Source organism: Pseudomonas sp. 02C 26, from assembly GCF_002843585.1.
GTDB lineage: Bacteria > Pseudomonadota > Gammaproteobacteria > Pseudomonadales > Pseudomonadaceae > Aquipseudomonas > Aquipseudomonas shirazensis.
In genome coordinates, this window is sequence record NZ_CP025262.1 from 1,329,420 (window position 1) to 1,344,998 (window position 15,579).

General features: G+C 62.3%; 19 protein-coding genes. 12 read left to right on the top strand and 7 right to left on the bottom strand.

Annotated features, from left to right (window positions below; genetic code table 11):
• Window positions 1–3: 3 nt before the first annotated feature.
• A complete protein-coding gene (locus tag CXQ80_RS06140; RefSeq protein ID WP_101317530.1) occupies window positions 4–873 on the bottom strand; it encodes a DUF6279 family lipoprotein in 870 nt (289 codons plus the stop codon).
• A 129-nt stretch (window positions 874–1,002) separates the two neighbouring features.
• On the opposite strand from CXQ80_RS06140, the gene CXQ80_RS06145 reads away from it, so the two are divergent.
• The gene (locus CXQ80_RS06145; RefSeq protein WP_101317532.1) at window positions 1,003–1,839 is read left to right on the top strand and encodes a S1 RNA-binding domain-containing protein; all 837 of its coding nucleotides are present in this window, start codon (window positions 1,003–1,005) and stop codon (window positions 1,837–1,839) included.
• Here CXQ80_RS06145 and CXQ80_RS06150 read toward each other — a convergent pair whose 3' ends face one another.
• On the bottom strand, window positions 1,840–2,220 hold the full coding sequence (locus tag CXQ80_RS06150) for a hypothetical protein (RefSeq protein ID WP_101317534.1): 381 nt from the start codon (window positions 2,218–2,220) through the stop codon (window positions 1,840–1,842).
• 255 nt (window positions 2,221–2,475) lie between these two features.
• Here CXQ80_RS06150 and CXQ80_RS06155 point away from each other — a divergent pair, with 255 nt between their 5' ends.
• The 3 genes from CXQ80_RS06155 (at window position 2,476) to def (ending at window position 4,461) form a co-directional block, all read left to right on the top strand.
• The gene (locus tag CXQ80_RS06155; RefSeq protein ID WP_101317536.1) at window positions 2,476–2,655 is read left to right on the top strand and encodes a CsbD family protein; all 180 of its coding nucleotides are present in this window, start codon (window positions 2,476–2,478) and stop codon (window positions 2,653–2,655) included.
• Between the two features lie 313 nt (window positions 2,656–2,968).
• Window positions 2,969–3,925: a YihY/virulence factor BrkB family protein gene (locus CXQ80_RS06160; protein ID WP_101317538.1), complete on the top strand. Its 957-nt coding sequence runs from the start codon at window positions 2,969–2,971 to the stop codon at window positions 3,923–3,925.
• Complete coding sequence (gene def, locus CXQ80_RS06165) at window positions 3,925–4,461, top strand: peptide deformylase (protein ID WP_101317540.1); 537 nt, start codon at window positions 3,925–3,927, stop codon at window positions 4,459–4,461. The genes CXQ80_RS06160 and def overlap by 1 nt, the downstream gene beginning before the upstream one ends.
• Here def and CXQ80_RS06170 read toward each other — a convergent pair.
• On the bottom strand, window positions 4,416–4,784 hold the full coding sequence (locus CXQ80_RS06170) for a GNAT family N-acetyltransferase (protein ID WP_101322961.1): 369 nt from the start codon (window positions 4,782–4,784) through the stop codon (window positions 4,416–4,418). The genes def and CXQ80_RS06170 overlap by 46 nt on opposite strands.
• Window positions 4,785–5,113: 329 nt before the next feature.
• On the opposite strand from CXQ80_RS06170, the gene CXQ80_RS06175 reads away from it, so the two are divergent.
• A complete protein-coding gene (locus CXQ80_RS06175) occupies window positions 5,114–5,371 on the top strand; it encodes a DUF2790 domain-containing protein (RefSeq protein ID WP_101317542.1) in 258 nt (85 codons plus the stop codon).
• Here CXQ80_RS06175 and CXQ80_RS06180 read toward each other — a convergent pair whose 3' ends face one another.
• Entirely contained in the window at window positions 5,372–6,733 is a 1,362-nt protein-coding gene (locus tag CXQ80_RS06180; RefSeq protein ID WP_224786464.1) for a PLP-dependent aminotransferase family protein, read from the bottom strand.
• 74 nt (window positions 6,734–6,807) lie between these two features.
• On the opposite strand from CXQ80_RS06180, the gene CXQ80_RS06185 reads away from it, so the two are divergent.
• Together CXQ80_RS06185 and CXQ80_RS06190 are read left to right on the top strand one after the other, a co-directional pair.
• On the top strand, window positions 6,808–7,761 hold the full coding sequence (locus CXQ80_RS06185) for a threonine dehydratase (protein ID WP_101317544.1): 954 nt from the start codon (window positions 6,808–6,810) through the stop codon (window positions 7,759–7,761).
• A gap of 140 nt (window positions 7,762–7,901) precedes the next feature.
• Window positions 7,902–8,540 carry a LysE family translocator gene (locus CXQ80_RS06190; RefSeq protein ID WP_101317546.1) on the top strand — a complete coding sequence of 213 codons (639 nt, stop codon included), beginning with the start codon at window positions 7,902–7,904 and terminating at the stop codon, window positions 8,538–8,540.
• Here the strand turns inward: CXQ80_RS06190 and CXQ80_RS06195 are convergent.
• The gene (locus tag CXQ80_RS06195) at window positions 8,510–9,301 is read right to left on the bottom strand and encodes an AraC family transcriptional regulator (protein ID WP_101322963.1); all 792 of its coding nucleotides are present in this window, start codon (window positions 9,299–9,301) and stop codon (window positions 8,510–8,512) included. The two genes, CXQ80_RS06190 and CXQ80_RS06195, sit on opposite strands and share 31 nt — an antisense overlap.
• Before the next feature lie 160 nt (window positions 9,302–9,461).
• On the opposite strand from CXQ80_RS06195, the gene CXQ80_RS06200 reads away from it, so the two are divergent.
• From CXQ80_RS06200 to CXQ80_RS06215, 4 genes are read left to right on the top strand one after another with little or no spacing between them, the layout of a single operon-like run.
• On the top strand, window positions 9,462–9,887 hold the full coding sequence (locus tag CXQ80_RS06200) for a nuclear transport factor 2 family protein (protein WP_101317548.1): 426 nt from the start codon (window positions 9,462–9,464) through the stop codon (window positions 9,885–9,887).
• A 57-nt stretch (window positions 9,888–9,944) separates the two neighbouring features.
• Complete coding sequence (locus CXQ80_RS06205) at window positions 9,945–10,289, top strand: YciI family protein (protein ID WP_101317550.1); 345 nt, start codon at window positions 9,945–9,947, stop codon at window positions 10,287–10,289.
• Between the two features lie 18 nt (window positions 10,290–10,307).
• Complete coding sequence (locus tag CXQ80_RS06210) at window positions 10,308–10,799, top strand: SRPBCC family protein (RefSeq protein WP_101317552.1); 492 nt, start codon at window positions 10,308–10,310, stop codon at window positions 10,797–10,799.
• Window positions 10,799–12,037, top strand: coding sequence for an RNA polymerase sigma factor (locus tag CXQ80_RS06215; protein WP_101317554.1), 1,239 nt, complete (start codon window positions 10,799–10,801; stop codon window positions 12,035–12,037). Before CXQ80_RS06210 ends, CXQ80_RS06215 begins: the two co-directional genes overlap by 1 nt.
• Window positions 12,038–12,040: 3 nt before the next feature.
• On the opposite strand, the gene CXQ80_RS06220 is transcribed toward CXQ80_RS06215, so the two are convergent.
• Together CXQ80_RS06220 and CXQ80_RS06225 are read right to left on the bottom strand one after the other, a co-directional pair.
• Window positions 12,041–12,526 carry a MaoC family dehydratase gene (locus tag CXQ80_RS06220; protein WP_101317557.1) on the bottom strand — a complete coding sequence of 162 codons (486 nt, stop codon included), beginning with the start codon at window positions 12,524–12,526 and terminating at the stop codon, window positions 12,041–12,043.
• Window positions 12,527–12,560: 34 nt separating this feature from the next.
• Complete coding sequence (locus CXQ80_RS06225; protein WP_101317559.1) at window positions 12,561–13,505, bottom strand: alpha/beta hydrolase; 945 nt, start codon at window positions 13,503–13,505, stop codon at window positions 12,561–12,563.
• 202 nt (window positions 13,506–13,707) lie between these two features.
• On the opposite strand from CXQ80_RS06225, the gene fadD2 reads away from it, so the two are divergent.
• Window positions 13,708–15,396, top strand: a complete 1,689-nt coding sequence (fadD2, locus tag CXQ80_RS06230; protein ID WP_101317561.1) for a long-chain-fatty-acid--CoA ligase FadD2 — start codon at window positions 13,708–13,710, stop codon at window positions 15,394–15,396.
• Window positions 15,397–15,579 lie beyond the last annotated feature (183 nt).

Sequence of the window (15,579 nt, forward strand, 5' to 3'; positions counted from 1 at the left end):
CGGTCAGCCCTTGAGGCATTTCAATTCACTGAAGCTGGTGCGCACCTTGCTCAGGCGCTCTTGCAGAAACTGACGCTGAGCGGGTGTGCTGTCCTTGATCAGGTCGACCAGCAGGCCGCGCGCCTGGAGTTCGGTGTTGTTGAACGCCTTGCGATAGTCCTGCGTCCACAGGCTTTCTTTGTGCTGCAGCAGCTGTGCGACGCGCGGTTCGAAGCTGGGCGTGGCGCGTTGCTGCATGGCCAGCAGCAACTGTTGCTGCCAGTGCGCGCGGTTGGCGATCCACTGGCGGTTCTGGTCGCCCAAGGCTTGCGACCAGTTCTGCACGCGCAGGCGCTGGGCGGCGTTGAGCTCGCCGAGCCAGGGCTTGATGCGTTTCTCCATACGTTCGGCGCGTTTGCTGATTTGCTTGGCCAGCGGCGTGTCGACGTAGGTGCGCTGGCGCTCGCGGATGTCATCCGCGAATGCCTGGCGCATCTCTTCGACCTGCTGATCATCCATGCCGCGCAGCAGCTCGACGGCGGACGGGGTGATTGCTTCGGTGACCCGGGCAATCGCCTCGCGGGCCTCTGCTGTGCGCTGCTGCAAGGCCTGATCGGTGACTTGATCCTCGGCAACCATCGCACGCATGCGGTCGAGCCAGTCGAGGTAGCCGGGCAGCTGTGTGGTGCAGTGCCACGCCAGATGCGCCTGCAAGCGCTGGTCGAGCCAGTTTTTCTGCTCGCGGTTCATGTCCAGATAATCGCCCAGCGACCACGGCACCAGCGTGTCGAGGTTGCGATAGGCAAGGTCGATGCGGCTGCAGCCGAGCAGGGTGGCGGCGCAGAGCAGGGCGACAAGGCTAAAGCGCAGGGCGTTGGTCAGGCAGACAGGCATGAGCGAATCCTTGCAAGAGCGTGCCAGCAATAGACGCAGCGGCGGGTTTGCAGTTCAGTCGAACCAGCGGTCGGGCGAGGCGGCGGGTTCAGGTGTAGAATAGCCGCCTTGTCTTGAGGAACATCGGAAATGGCTCTACTTGGGCGTTACAACAGTTTGCAAATCGTCAAGCACGTCGAATTCGGCCTGTACCTGGATGGCGGCGCCGACGGCGAAATCCTCCTGCCGCGGCGTTACATCCCCAAGGATACGCCCACCGAGCTCGATGACTGGCTCAACGTGTTCATCTACCTGGACAGCGAAGACCAGCTGATCGCCACCACCGAGAAGCCCAAGGTGCAGGTCGGCGAGTTCGCCAGCCTGAAGGTAAAAGATATCAATGGAGCTGGTATCTTCCTCGACTGGGGCCTGAGCAAAGACTTGCTGATGCCCTACTCGGAAGAGAAGCGCTCGCTGAAGATCGGCGATTACTGTGTTGTCCACGTCTACCTGGACAAACGCACCCGCCGCATCACCGCCACCGCGCGGCTGGACCGCTACCTCGACCTGACCCCGGCCGCGTACACCGCAGGCCAGCCGGTTGAGCTGCTGGTGGCCGATGAAACCGATCTCGGCTTCAAGGCGATCATCAACAACCGCCATTGGGGATTGATTCACAAGAACGAGATATTCAAGTTCCTGCGTTCGGGCATGCACGAGAAGGGCTTTATCAAGGAAGTGCGCCAGGACGGCAAGATCGCCCTGAGCCTGCAGCCGGTTGGTCAGGCCCTGGCCGATAGCCTGCAAGAGCAGATCATGGCCAAGCTGGAAGCTGCTGGCGGCACTCTGGCAGTGTGTGACAAGAGTGATCCGCAGGTGATCAGCGGCCTGTTCAACGTCAGCAAGGGCAACTTCAAGAAAGCCATTGGCGCGTTGTTCAAGGCCGGCCGTATCGTCATCCTTGACGATCGTATCGAGCGGGTCTGATCAGTCCTGGACGAAGGTGCGGAAGTCCAGCTGCTCGCCGCCCGGCCGGGTGTCGCGCAGCAGCGAATCGCGGTCAGCGCTGAGGGCCAGACTGATGGTCGAGCGGCGCTTGCCGGCGTTGCGCACTTCCAGTTGCTCCTGGTGCGCACGCAGGTAGTTGATCGGCACTTTCAAGTGCTGCAGCTCGTCTGACTCCGGGCTGTGCAGCAGCAGGTTGACCCAGTCAGGCTGGCCTTTGACCAGCAGCCGCATCGGGATGTCGAACCACCACAGGTTGCGCTTGAGGTCGAGGATGGCGAACAGGCAGTTGTCGCTGGTCAGCACCGGCCGGGCCAGCGCTTGGTTGCGCCGGGCGATGGCGGCGGGTTTGTCGAGTTTCATGCAGGTTCCTGCGGGTTGACGCTTGAGATGACCTGACATTGTGCGGGGTGGCGCGCGGGCGAGCAAGGCTTGCACACGCTGATGTCGCTTTACCCGGCTGCCTGCAATGGGCGGCTGTTTGCCGATGTTTCAGCGCCTGATGGTTTTGCGCGCAAGGCAATGATCGAGAAAAAAATGAAACTCTCGGCAAAGGCCACCGGTCGATTCGTATGTCGACGCGGTTATCTCGCGTCTTTGCCTAAAAGGAACTTCCCCATGAGTGGCACTAAAGACAAAGCGAAAGGCTTGGCCAACGAAGCGGTAGGTAACATCAAGCAAGGTGTCGGCAAGGTCACCGACAATGACAAGCTGCGTGCAGAAGGCAAGGCGCAGGAAGTCAAAGGCGAAGCACAGCAGAAAGTCGGCGATGTCAAAGACGCCGTTAAAAAGCCATAAGCGCTCATTCTTAGGAAAACGGCTACCCAAGGGTCGATGCCGGTTAAGTTAAGGTTTGAATGCTGATATTGGGGCTGCTCTGCAGCCCTTCGCGGGCAAGCCCGCTCCCACAGGATCGCGCACAGTCTGACTCCAGCACTGTACCTGTGGGAGCGGGCTTGCCCGCGAAGGGCCGTAGAGCGGCCCCAATTGCCTTTGATGAGCAATGAACAGCAACGCGCCTGGCGTGGTCTATTAGACTTGCATGCATACCATAAGGCCTGTCGCATCGTCGGCCGGCAGCCAAGATGATCGAGCGGCGAAAGGAGACGCTATGATTTTTAACGCCTTGCAGGGCCTCCCCCTGCACCGTGTGCTGGTGCGCACCGTCAGTGAGTTTCTCGATGACGAGATGTCCACCTACGCGTCGGCTCTGGCCTACCAGATGCTGTTTTCGCTGTTCCCGTTCCTGCTGTTCCTGATTGCCCTGATCGGTTTCCTGCACCTGCCTGACTTCTTCTCCTGGCTGCGCTTGCAGTCCGAGCTGGTGCTGCCACCGCAGGCACTGGAACAGGTCAATCCGGTGATCGACCAATTGCAGCAGTCCAAGGGTGGACTGCTCTCGGTGGGTATCGTGATTGCCCTGTGGACCGCCTCGGCCGGTGTGCGCTTGATGATGAGTGCGATGAACGCCGCTTACGACGTTCCGGAAGGGCGCCCGGTGTGGAAGCGCATCCCGCTGTCGATCTTCTACACCATCGGCATCGCCGGCATGCTCCTGGCAGCGGCGGCGTTGATGGTATTGGGCCCACAGGTAATGGAGTGGATTGCGGCGCAGGTGGGCATGCAGGAGTTCATCGTTACTCTGTGGACGATCGTGCGCTGGCCGGCAATCGTCGTGCTGATGATGGTCGCGGTGGCGTTGATCTACTACGTCATGCCGGACGTGAAACAGAAATTCAAGTTCATTACCCCAGGCTCGGTGCTGGCGGTGGTGGTGTGGATCATCGCCTCGCTGGGCTTTGGTTATTACGTCAAGACCTTCGCCGACTACAACGCCATGTACGGCAGCATCGGGGCAATTATCGTGCTGCTGCTGTACTTCTATATTTCAGCCGCCGTACTCTTGCTTGGCGCCGAGATGAACGCGGTGATCGAGCACATGTCCGCCGAGGGTAAAGACCCAGGCGAGAAGGACTTTGACGGCCACAAGCCGAAGGAGACCGTGTCTGTGCTGGGTCATGAGCGTCCGGTGGCGACTGAACCCCCGAGCCCAGAGCCGAACCGCTGATGATCCGTGACATCCTGAAAATGGGCGATGAGCGCCTGCTGCGCATCGCCCCGCCTGTTCCCGAACACCTGCTTGGCAGCGCCGAACTACAGCAGTTGATCACCGATATGTTCGAGACCATGCACCACGTCGGTGGCGTTGGCCTGGCCGCGCCGCAGATCGGTGTCGACCTGCAACTGGTGATCTTCGGCTTCGAGCACAGCGAGCGCTACCCGGACGCCGAGGCAGTGCCGCAGACCATTCTGCTCAACCCGGTCATTACACCGCTATCGAGTGAGACCGAGGAGGGCTGGGAGGGCTGTCTGTCGGTGCCGGGCTTGCGCGGTGTGGTGCCGCGGTTCACGCGCATCAGCTACAGCGGCATCGACCCTGAGGGCAACTTGATCGAGCGCGTCGCTGAAGGCTTCCATGCGCGGGTCGTGCAGCATGAGTGTGATCATCTGATCGGTCGCCTGTATCCATCGCGGATCCAGGACTTCTCCCGGTTTGGCTACACCGAGGTGTTGTTCCCTGGGCTGGACATCGGCGACGACTGATCACGGCCGAGCGCGACCAGGTTTTTGCTGCGCTGATAGCGCGCCAGACGCATGCTCAGCGCCTCGGGCAGATCATGCGCGGGGCCAAAGCCCAATCGCTGATAGAACGGCAGTAGCTCCGGGTGGCAGAACAGCCACACGGGGCCCGATGCAGTTGCCAGCGAGGCCTCGATCAACTGCCCAGCGATGCTACGCCCACGCCACTGTGGGTCGACCAGCAGCCCGGTCAGCCATTGACCGTGGCCGACCGGGCTCAAGCTCATCCCCGCAACGATTGCGCCCGCACGCGCTACCCACAGCGCGCCGCCGGCTGCCGAGCGCATGCGCGAGCCTTGCTGGCGATAGAAGTGATCAAGCAGGCGTTGCTCCAGTCCGCAGAGGGGCGCGTAGGTCAGGGCAGTCATCGTGTGTTCCAGTTCAGCGGTAGCGGGCGCCCGGGGGGGCAGACTGTTGCACATTGCGCAAGGCTGTATGTCCTACCGTGGGGTTCAAGTATTGCGTAACAGGCGTAAAATTGTCTCATCCCCTCAGCAGTACGACAAAGCGGGACCGGTACTTCGTGCCATCGGTGCACTCGATGACAACTTCTCCGCGCCAATGACGGCGGACTGAAGTCAATCGCTCAGCTTGATCGCCTCAAAGGCCAACTCTCATGAAAGCTCTACTGATTCTTGCACTCTTCGGTGTGTCCTCGTTCGCCTTCGCAAAAGAGGCTCAACCGGTGTCCAGCCCACCTGTGGCGGTGCAGTATGAATACGGCACCAACCTCGACATCAAACGTGTGATCAGCCTGTCGACCCTGCCCAATGTCTGCGATGTGGTGCCTGCCACCATGACTTACGAGGACCATCAGGGCCAGGTCCATACTCTGCAGTACCGGGCGATGGGTGAGGGTTGCAGCCAGGGCTGATCAGGCCTCGGCCAGTGCCTGACGGACGGCCTCCAGGCCTTGTTTGAGCTGTGCTCGGCTGGTGGCTGCCGACAGGCTGATCCGCACGGCCTTGACCTCATCCACACCAATCGCGAAAACGTTGCCGGGAACGACCTCGACCCCGCGCCTGCGGCAATCAGCGGCCAGCGCCTCGGCGCCGGCCGGTGCCGCTACCCATACGTGCGGTGAGGCCTGCCGGTCGTCGAGCAACGCCGCGCCCAATACACTGCGGGCCAGTCGCCAGCGCTCGGCGGTCTCCTGGCGGTTCCAGGCCAGGCGGCGGGCGGCAGTACCGTCGGCGATCCACTGGCAGGCGATATGCAGATCCAGCGGCGAGACCGACCAGTGACTCGCCTGGCTGTGCGGCTCGATCTGCGCGAGCAGGGACGGCTGGGCCACGATCCAACCCACGCGCAAGCCGGCGGCAACCGTTTTCGACAGGCTGCTTACCAGAATCCCGCGCCCCTCAAGCAAGGGGTACAGCGGTGGCTGCTCGCTCAGTGCGCCGTACACATCATCTTCGATCACCAACAGCTGATGGCGTTTGACCACCTCGGCGATGGCCTGGCGGCGTGCCGCGTCCATGCAGGTTGAGGTCGGGTTGTGCAGGGTCGGGGTGATCACCAGCACGCGGGCGCCGCTGGCACGCGTGACGCGGTCCAGCTCATCCGGACGCAGGCCGTGCTCATCCAGCGCCACGCCGTGCACTGGCAAACGCAATTGCCGGCACGCCGCCTTGATCCCAGGCGCCGTCAGCGCCTCGACCATCACCGCTTCACCGTCCTCGCACACTGACTGCAACACGCAGTTCAGCGCGTATTGCGCGCCGGCACACAGCAGCAGCTCGTCGGTCGCGAGAGTCAAACCGCGTTCGGCCAGCCAGCGTGCCCCGTGTACGCGCCCCGCCAGCAGTTGCTCAGGCCCCAGGTAATGCTCGAGCAAGCCAGACTGCTCGAGTTCTAGCAGCCTGTGCAGGCTGGCCTGCAGATCTCGGTTGTCGGGTTCGACCACTGGCACGTTGGTCGACAGGTCGATCACCGCTTGTTCTGCATCGTGGCGCTTGAGGCGGAACAGGGTGGCCTCCTTGCTGCCCGCCAGCACATAGGTACCACGCCCCACCGCGCCAGCGACCAGATGACGGGCAGCGGCTTCGCGGTAGGCTTGCTGGGTGGTGCTTGGGTTGAGCCCGAGCGCCCAGGCCAGGCGCCGCTGCGGCGGCAGGCGCTGGCCAACCTTGAGCTCACCGCGCTCGATGGCGTCGGCAATGGCATCGACCAGCGCCAGATAACGCGGCTGATCGCTGGCAGTCAGCGTCGGGATCCACATGAAATTGCCACCCATGCAATATATCGATTTACCCATACAATGCCCCGCGCCTAGGATCAGGGCAACTCACACGATGAAGGAAGATCGTCATGTTCGACCTGGCCGCACTGCGCGAAGCTGCTGATTTCGTCCACCAACACCTGCCCGCAACGCCGCAGCATGTCTGGCCGCTGCTGGCCGAGCGGGCCGGCTGCGAAGTGTGGGTCAAACACGAAAATCACGCTCCGACCGGCGCGTTCAAGGTGCGCGGTGGCCTGGTCTACGTGCGTTCGTTGTTGGCGCACGGGCAGCCGCCGAAAGGGCTGGTCACGGCCACACGCGGCAACCACGGCCAGAGCATGGCGTTGGCCGCGCGCCAGGCGGGTATCCCGCTGGTGATCGTCGTGCCGCAAGGCAACTCGCGGGAGAAAAACGCCGCCATGCGGGCCTTGGGCGCCGAGCTGATCGAGCATGGTGCCGACTTCGATCTGGCCCGCGAAGAAGCCGCGCGGTTGGCCAACGAGCTGGGCTACCAGATGGTGCCGTCGTTCCACCCGGAGCTGGTGCGCGGCGTGGCGACCTATGCCTTGGAGCTGTTCGATGCGGTCGCCGCGCTGGACTGCGTGTACGTGCCGATCGGCATGGGCTCGGGCATCTGCGGGTTGATTCAGGCGCGCAACCTGCTTGGGCTCAAGACCGAAATCGTCGGCGTGGTCTCGACTGCCGCCGACGCCTACGCGCAGAGCTTTGAGCAGGGCCGCATCGTCACCACCGCCACGGCCAACACCTTTGCCGATGGCATGGCCTGTCGGATGCCGCACCCGGATGCCTTTGCCCTGATCCATCAGCATGCCGCGCGGATCGTGCGGGTGACCGATGACGAGATCGCCGAGGCCATGCGCATTTACCACGAAACCACTCACAACACTGCTGAGGGAGCTGGCGCTGCAGGTTTGGCTGCGCTGTTGCAGGAACGTGAGCGGCAGAAGGGCAAGCGCGTTGCGGTGGTGCTCAGTGGCGCGAATATTGATCGTCAACGTTATGCGCAGGTCTTGAGCGGCTGAATACCCAGACGGCGCTGGCGTACTCTTGAACGGGTAAGTGAAGATCGGCGCAACCGGGAAGCAGGCAATTTCTTCCAATACCGGCGCCGTTGGCCTGTGGCTTAATCAGCGCCTCCTGATCTGTCGCGTAGCTATTACCCATGCCTTTTTCCAACGGATTTCTGCTGAGCCTGTCGCTGTGTCTGGACATCGGCATCGCCAATATCGCCATGATCACCCTGGCCATGCAGCGTGGCTTTCTTCAGGGATTCTGGTTGGGCCTGGGCACCTGCGTAGGTGACCTGATCTACGCCATCGCAGCATTGGCCGGGATGACCGTGCTGCTGCAGTTCGAGAGTGTGCGCTGGGTGCTGTGGCTTGGTGGTTCGGCGTTGTTGATCTGGTTTGCGCTGAAGATGCTGCTGGCCGCCTGGCGCGGCGGGCATCTGGATGCGCGCGCCGAGGTGGTGCTCGAGTCGGGTTGGCGCGAGTTTGCGCGAGGGGTGTTTCTGGCGATGTCGTCGCCGAGCGCGATCCTCTGGTTCGCTGCGGTCGGCGGTGTGCTGATCTCCCGCTCAGGCGCTGGCAGCTTGCTCGACGCGGTTGTGTTTCTCGGCGGTTTCTTCGCGGCCGGTCTGCTCTGGTGCGTGAGCTTGTGCGGTATTGCCAGCCACGGCGGGCGCTTGCTCGGTGACCGCTTGCTGACCTGGTCTTACCTGCTGTCGGCAGCGATTTTCTGCTACTTCGCGGTGTATGTGATCGTTTCAGGCTACCGCGAATTCATTCTTGCCGCCGCGTAATGTTGCGGCGTCACGCCATGTACCCGGCGAAACGCTGTGATGAAGTGGCTCTGGTCGTAGAAACCCAGGTCCAGCGCCACGTCCTGTGCGTGTTGGCCAAGACGTAACCGGCGCCGCGCTTCGATCAGGCGCAGTTGCATGTGGTACTGCAACGGGCCCAGGCCGGTGGCCTTTTTGAAGCAGCGTACGAAGTGATATTTGCTCAAGCCGGCGACCTGCGCCAGCTGCTCGAGAGGCAGCCGTTGCTGCAGATGCTCACGCATGAATGCCTGGCTGGTAGCGACGGCCGCTGACTGCTCATGGGCGGCGCTGGCGGGTTGCTCCAGCAATTGCGCGAGCAACAACAGCTCGGCCTGTTCGCGTTGCTCGTCACTGGCCCGGGCCAGCTCCAGCAACGCAGCAAACAGCTGCGGCCGCTGCAGCACGCCTTGCTGCAAACGTGGCGCAGTAGCGGTCGAGCGCAGATTGTCGGCGCTGATCAGTTGCGTGATCGCCGCTGGCGCCAGGTGCAGGCTGATGTATTCCACACCTGTCGTGGCAAATTCCGAACCCTGCACGGCCAGCGGGTTGTACAAGGTGATCTGGCCTGGCGCCACCTCCAGCTCGCGGCCATCGAGCCAAATCCGCTCCTGGCCACTGAGATTGGCGCCGATCACGTACTCGTCATGGGTATGCCGCGGGAAGCTGGCACCGCCTTGCGCGCGCACCCAGCTCAGCTCGAAATGCGGGCTTGCAGGCAGGGTTTCGCTGGTCAAAGGCATGGCAATACCCGTAGGCGGCAGCAGGAGTGCAGTGGCCAATGGTACCCGTCGACCAGGCTCAAAAAAATATTTTTCAGTGCCTGTCGATTTCGCCTCTCGCAATTCGACTAGTCATGAAGGCGCTGGATGATCCTGCGCTGCCCTGGTCGAGAGCCCAATAATGACTACTTCAACCGAATCGCTACTGCGTCAGCAGATCGACAGCTGGATGCAGGCCGTGCGCGAGCGTGACATCGATGCAATCGTTGCTCCCTACGCCGAAGACGTCGTCGCCTTTGACGCCATTCAGGCCCTGCACTTCAAGGGCAAGGCCGCCTACCGTGCGCACTGGGAAATGTGCATGGGCATGTGCTCGGGCGAGATGGTGTTCGAGATCCATCAACTGACCCTGCATGTCGACGACAACCTCGCCCTGGCCCACTGGCTCAATCGCTGCGGGCCGGCAGATGACGACAGCCAATGCGGCTTCATGCGCGTTACGGTCGGCTATCGTCGCAGTGGCGCGCAGTGGCAGGTCATCCACGAGCACTGGTCGGCGCCGTTCGACATGCAAACCCAGAAGGCGCTGTTCAACCTGCAACCTTGAGCTGAGCACGCCTGCTGTTATCGCCAAACGCACTGTCCACTGACGTTGGAGGCAATCATGAAATACCTGTGCCTGGTCTATTGTGACGAGGGGCTGCTGCACAGCTTGCCCGACAGCCCCGCCGATGCCGAATGCCAGGCTTATGCGCAGGCACTGGAGGGCAGCGGCCGCGTGCTCGCCGCGCAGGCGCTGCAGTCTGTCCAGGCCGCGACCACGGTGCGCGTGCGCAATGGCCAGATGAGCCTGACCGACGGGCCATTCGCTGACACCAAGGAACAGCTCGCCGGTTTCTATCTGGTCGAAGCGCGCGACCTCAATGAAGCATTGAGCATCGCCAAAGGCATCCCCGCCGCCCGAGTCGGCAGCGTCGAGGTCCGCCCGGTGCGCGAACTACAACCCTGAACGTGGAGCACAACAACAATGACGCACGCACACGCAGGCTCTGCAGTGGCCGAACATGAACTGTCCATCACGCGCCTGATCGACGCCCCACCGGCGAAGGTATTCCGCGCTTGGAGCGAACCGCAATGGCTGATGAAGTGGTGGGGCCCGCACGGCATGACCACCCCGGAATGCGAAATGCAGCTGTGGGTTGGCGGCTTGTTCCGGACCTTGATGCGCACCGCGGACGGCACCGAATACGATAACCAGGGTGTCTTCCTGGAAATCGTGGCGCCACGTCGGCTGGTCTTCACCGATGCGTTTCGGCCGGGCTGGATCCCCGCCGCCAAGGCCTTCATGACCGCAGTGGTGACCTTCGATGATGAACACGGCAAGACCCGCTATACCGCCCGCGCGCTGCACTGGAATGCCGAGGATTGCCGCGCCCACGAAGAAATGGGCTTTCACCAGGGGTGGGGACAAAGCCTGGACCGCCTGGTGGAGGTAGTCACTCAGCAGATGCCTGACTGATGCTCGGCGAACAGCTGCGTGAGGTGGTAGATGAGCTCTACCGACGAGACTCGCGGCGCATTCTGGCCACCTTGATTCGCCTGCTGGGTGATTTCGACCTGGCCGAGGAGGCCATGCACGAGGCGTTTTTCATCGCGGTCGAGCGCTGGCAGCGTGATGGCATCCCCAGCAATCCACGGGCCTGGCTGGTGTCGACCGGGCGCTTCAAGGCCATCGATCTGTTGCGCAGACATGCCCGTACCGATCATGCCCAGGCGGATCTGATCATGCTTGTGCCCAGCGATGACGACCCCGCTGATGAAGCGTTACTCGGCGATGACCGCTTGCGCCTGATCTTCACCTGCTGCCACCCCGCGCTGGCTGCGGATGTCCAGGTGCCGCTGACCCTGCGTGAAGTCTGTGGCCTCAGCACCGAGCAGATTGCCAGTGCCTTTGTCCAGCGTCCGGCAACCATTGCCCAGCGCATCGTCCGCGCCAAGGCGAAGATCCGCGATGCCGGTATCGCCTATCAGGTCCCCGAGCAGGCCGAGCTGCCAGAGCGTCTGGACAGTGTCCTGCGGGTGATTTACCTGGTCTTCAACGAAGGCTATTCAGCCAGCTCGGGTGAAGCGGTGGTGCGCCGTGAGCTGTGTGATGAGGCGATTCGGCTTGGTCGACTGCTGCTGCAACTGCTGCCAGCCCCGCAGGTAATGGGCCTGTTGGCGCTGATGCTGCTGCAAGCTTCCCGGCAAGCAGCGCGCAGTGACCTTGACGGTAACCTGGTGCTGCTCGATCAACAGGATCGCAGCCTGTGGGATCACCAGCAGATCGCCGAAGGCTGCCAGTTGGCCGAACAGGCGCTGCGCGCTGGCCCGGCCGGTATCTACAGCCTGCAAGCGGCAATCGCGGCCCTGCATGCAGAAGCGCTACGCCCGGCAGATACCGACTGGGCGCAGATCATTGGTTTGTACGATGTATTGCAGCGCCACTGGCCATCACCGGTGATCGAACTCAATCGCGCCGCAGCCCTGGCCAGACGCGATGGCCCGCAGGCGGGCTTGGTGCTGATCGAAGCGCTGTTGCAGCGCGGCGAACTGCTCGACTATCACCTGGCGCACGCCGCCTGCGCAGAACTGCACGGCCAACTGGGCCAGACCGAGCCGGCTCGCGCAGCGTGGCAGCGAGCCCTGATACTGACTCAACAAGGGCCGGAGCGGCGCTACATCGAGCAGCGCCTGCGCGACTTGCAGGGCCGCTAGAAGTCAGGCTTCGGCAACGCTCGGCTCGAAGGTCGGCGGCGTCACCAGCTGCACGGTCTGCTGCTTGCGCGGCGCGAGAATCTCGGCTTCGCCGGCAATCACCAGCTCACCGTTCTGGTTGTAGACGTTGGTGGCGATACGCACCTTGAACTTGGGCAGCTTTTCGAGGATCTCCAGGCGCACGGTCAGTGTGTCGCCGATTTTTACCGGCTTCTGGAAACTCATCTGCTGGCCCAGATACACCGTGCCTGGCCCGGGCAGGTTGCAGGCCACTGCCGCGCTGATCAGGGCGCCGGTGAACATGCCGTGGGCAATCCGCTCGCGGAAGATGGTCTTGGCAGCGTACTCGGCATCGAGGTGGACGGGGTTGTGGTCACCGGACATGGCGGCGAAGAGCTGGATGTCGCGCTCTTCAACGCGCTTTACGAACTCTTCATTTTTCTGACCCACTTCGAGGGCTTCGTAGGGGGTGTTGGTGACCTGGGTCATCAGGGCTTCCTTATTGGCGGACGGGGCCTGGCTATCATTCACTGCGAGCGGGGCGGCCAAGGGCCAGCGTCTGCTCGAGCCAGCCGAGAATGTCGGCGGTAACCTCGTCGCGATTGGTTTCATTGAGCAGTTCGTGGCGCGCCTGCGGGTACAGGCGCAACTGCACATGCCGGTTGCCGGTCGCGCTCAAAGCGACGGCCAGATCACTGAGACGCTTGCCGGCACTCACCGGATCACATTCACCGCCAATTATCAGTATCGGCAGGTTCGGATCGACCTGGGCAAGGTTGCTCGGCCGGCTGACTTGCGCCAGGCCTCGGAGCAGATCGAGCCACAACTGATTGCTGCAGCGAAACCCGCACAGCGGGTCGGCGATGTACTTGTCTACTTCGGCTTCGTCGCGGCTTAGCCAGTCGAATGGCGTCCGGGTAGGCTTGAAGGCATTGTTGAAGCTGCCGAACGAAAGCTTGTCGATCAGCGCACTGCTGGCCTCGGCGCCCTGGCGCCAGGCTTCGGCGCGGGCGATCAGGGCCGCGGCGCGATACAGCCTGGGCGGCTGCAGGTTGGAGCCGCTGAGAATAGCTCCGTGCACGCTGGCGCTGTGGTGCAGCAGGTAAGCCTGGACGATGTAGCTGCCCATGCTGTGGCCGAACAAAAACAGTGGCGTGCCAGGAAATCGCTCGCCGATGTGCTGGCTGAGCAGGCCGAGATCATTGACCACGGCATTCCAGCCATCCTTGCGGGCGAACAGGCCCAGACGACCGTTCTCGGCGGTCTGGCCATGGCCACGCTGATCAGGCGCGAGCAGGGCAAAGCCGGCGGCGCTCAGTGCCTGGCCCAAGCGCTGATAGCGCCCGCCATGCTCGGCCATGCCATGCGCCAGCAGCACCACGGCCTTGACCGGTGTGGCCGGCAGCCATTGGTGCAGGTACAGGTTGCTGTGCTCACTGGCGGCAACCCAGAGCGCATCGTAAGCCATGACCGCGTCCTTTTCTGTGCATGTTCCCCGACAGTGTACGCACTACCACTGAAATTGCAGGGCGGGCACAAATAAGATTCACAATGTTAATGGCGGCCCTTGGCGTGTTTGCCACCTCCCACTTACCTGCTAACGTCGGCTCAACGCCTGTCGCCCCGTGCAGCAGGTCAAGGACGCTCCAGGCCAAGAGGAACAATAATAAATGCATGCCGACTTCTGGAATGACAAACGCCCGGCGGGCGTGCCTTCCTCCATCGATATCAATGCCTACCGCAGCGTGGTCGATGTGTTCGAGCGCTCCTGCAAGCGCTTCGCCGACCGCCCGGCCTTCAGCAACCTCGGCGTGACCTTGAGTTATGGCGAGCTCGAACGCCACTCGGCGGCCTTCGCCGCCTGGCTGCAGGCCAATACCGACCTGGCCCCCGGCGATCGTATTGCCGTGCAGATGCCCAACGTGCTGCAGTACCCGATTGCGGTGTTCGGTGCGCTGCGGGCCGGGCTGATCGTGGTCAACACCAACCCGCTGTACACCGAGCGGGAAATGCGCCACCAGTTCAAGGATTCCGGCGCGCGTGCGCTGGTGTACCTGAATATGTTTGGCAGAAGGGTGCAGGAGGTGCTGCCCGATACCGGCCTTGAGTACCTGATCGAAGCGAAGATGGGGGATCTGCTGCCTACCGCCAAAGGCTGGCTGGTCAATACCTTGGTCGACAAGGTCAAGAAGATGGTCCCGGCCTTCGATCTGCCGCAGGCAAAGTCGTTCAAGCAGGTGCTGCGCGAGGGCAGGGTGTTGAGCCACACACCGGTGCCGCGCAGCCTCGACGATGTCGCCGTGCTGCAGTACACCGGCGGCACCACCGGCTTGGCCAAGGGCGCCATGCTGACCCATGCCAATCTGGTCGCCAACATGCTGCAGGTACTGGCGTGCTTCTCCCAGCACGGCGCCGACGGCCAGAAGATGATCAAGGAAGGCCAGGAGGTGATGATCGCGCCGCTGCCGCTGTACCACATCTATGCTTTTACGGCGAACTGCATGTGCATGATGGTCACCGGCAACCACAACGTGCTGATTACCAACCCACGTGATATCCCAGGGTTTATCAAGGAACTGGGCAAGTGGCGTTTCTCGGGCTTGATTGGCCTGAATACGCTGTTTGTCGCGCTGATGGACCACCCCGGTTTCAAGTCGCTGGATTTCTCGGCGTTGAAGGTCACCAACTCCGGTGGTACCGCGTTGGTCAAGGCCACCGCGGAGCGTTGGGAGAGCCTGACCAAGTGCCGCATCGTCGAAGGCTACGGCCTGACCGAAACCTCGCCTGTGGCCAGTACCAACCCTTATGGGCAGCTGGCGCGGCTGGGCACAGTAGGCATCCCGGTAGTGGCCACGGCGTTCAAGGTCATCGATGACGATGGCAACGAGTTGCCCTTGGGCGAGCGCGGCGAGCTGTGTATCCAGGGCCCGCAAGTGATGAAAGGCTACTGGCAGCAGCCCGAGGCAACGGCGCAGGCGCTCGACAGTGCAGGCTGGTTCAAGACGGGTGACATCGCCGTCATCGATCCTGATGGCTACACGCGGATTGTCGACCGCAAGAAAGACATGATCATCGTCTCGGGCTTCAACGTGTACCCGAACGAGATCGAGGATGTGGTGATGGCCCACCCGCAGGTCGCCAACTGCGCCGCAATCGGGGTGCCGGACGAGCGTTCCGGCGAGGCGGTGAAGCTGTTTGTGGTGGCCCGTGAAGGGGGCGTCAGCGTTGAAGAGCTGAAGGCCTACTGCAAGGCCAACTTCACCGGTTACAAAGTGCCCAAGCACATCGTCCTGCGCGATTCGCTGCCAATGACGCCGGTCGGCAAGATCCTGCGGCGCGAGCTGCGCGACATCGCCTGACCGGTCTGGCCTAGGCACTGCAGAGGCAAGCAGCGGCGACGCGCTTGCCTCTCTTTATATGCATAGCCAGTAGATCAACCCACAGCAGCCGGTTTGCGACATTTTGGCTAATTACTCTAAATATGACTTATATAATTCATTGAGTCATATTTGTGACCGTTTGGCCTGTTTTGGCCTCTAGGC

Excerpts from the sequence above, each read along its gene's own strand:
- CXQ80_RS06185 (WP_101317544.1), top strand. The coding sequence starts at position 6,808 with ATGTTCGACCTGGCCGCACTGCGCGAAGCTGCTGATTTCGTCCACCAA.
- CXQ80_RS06155 (WP_101317536.1), top strand. The coding sequence starts at position 2,476 with ATGAGTGGCACTAAAGACAAAGCGAAAGGCTTGGCCAACGAAGCGGTA.
- CXQ80_RS06150 (WP_101317534.1), bottom strand. The coding sequence starts at position 2,220 with ATGAAACTCGACAAACCCGCCGCCATCGCCCGGCGCAACCAAGCGCTG.
- CXQ80_RS06215 (WP_101317554.1), top strand. The coding sequence starts at position 10,799 with ATGCTCGGCGAACAGCTGCGTGAGGTGGTAGATGAGCTCTACCGACGA.
- CXQ80_RS06140 (WP_101317530.1), bottom strand. The coding sequence starts at position 873 with ATGCCTGTCTGCCTGACCAACGCCCTGCGCTTTAGCCTTGTCGCCCTG.
- CXQ80_RS06225 (WP_101317559.1), bottom strand. The coding sequence starts at position 13,505 with ATGGCTTACGATGCGCTCTGGGTTGCCGCCAGTGAGCACAGCAACCTG.
- CXQ80_RS06205 (WP_101317550.1), top strand. The coding sequence starts at position 9,945 with ATGAAATACCTGTGCCTGGTCTATTGTGACGAGGGGCTGCTGCACAGC.
- CXQ80_RS06210 (WP_101317552.1), top strand. The coding sequence starts at position 10,308 with ATGACGCACGCACACGCAGGCTCTGCAGTGGCCGAACATGAACTGTCC.
- CXQ80_RS06175 (WP_101317542.1), top strand. The coding sequence starts at position 5,114 with ATGAAAGCTCTACTGATTCTTGCACTCTTCGGTGTGTCCTCGTTCGCC.
- CXQ80_RS06145 (WP_101317532.1), top strand. The coding sequence starts at position 1,003 with ATGGCTCTACTTGGGCGTTACAACAGTTTGCAAATCGTCAAGCACGTC.
- CXQ80_RS06160 (WP_101317538.1), top strand. The coding sequence starts at position 2,969 with ATGATTTTTAACGCCTTGCAGGGCCTCCCCCTGCACCGTGTGCTGGTG.
- CXQ80_RS06190 (WP_101317546.1), top strand. The coding sequence starts at position 7,902 with ATGCCTTTTTCCAACGGATTTCTGCTGAGCCTGTCGCTGTGTCTGGAC.
- CXQ80_RS06220 (WP_101317557.1), bottom strand. The coding sequence starts at position 12,526 with ATGACCCAGGTCACCAACACCCCCTACGAAGCCCTCGAAGTGGGTCAG.
- CXQ80_RS06195 (WP_101322963.1), bottom strand. The coding sequence starts at position 9,301 with ATGCCTTTGACCAGCGAAACCCTGCCTGCAAGCCCGCATTTCGAGCTG.
- CXQ80_RS06180 (WP_224786464.1), bottom strand. The coding sequence starts at position 6,733 with ATGGGTGGCAATTTCATGTGGATCCCGACGCTGACTGCCAGCGATCAG.
- CXQ80_RS06170 (WP_101322961.1), bottom strand. The coding sequence starts at position 4,784 with ATGCGCTCGGCAGCCGGCGGCGCGCTGTGGGTAGCGCGTGCGGGCGCA.
- CXQ80_RS06200 (WP_101317548.1), top strand. The coding sequence starts at position 9,462 with ATGACTACTTCAACCGAATCGCTACTGCGTCAGCAGATCGACAGCTGG.
- def (WP_101317540.1), top strand. The coding sequence starts at position 3,925 with ATGATCCGTGACATCCTGAAAATGGGCGATGAGCGCCTGCTGCGCATC.
- fadD2 (WP_101317561.1), top strand. The coding sequence starts at position 13,708 with ATGCATGCCGACTTCTGGAATGACAAACGCCCGGCGGGCGTGCCTTCC.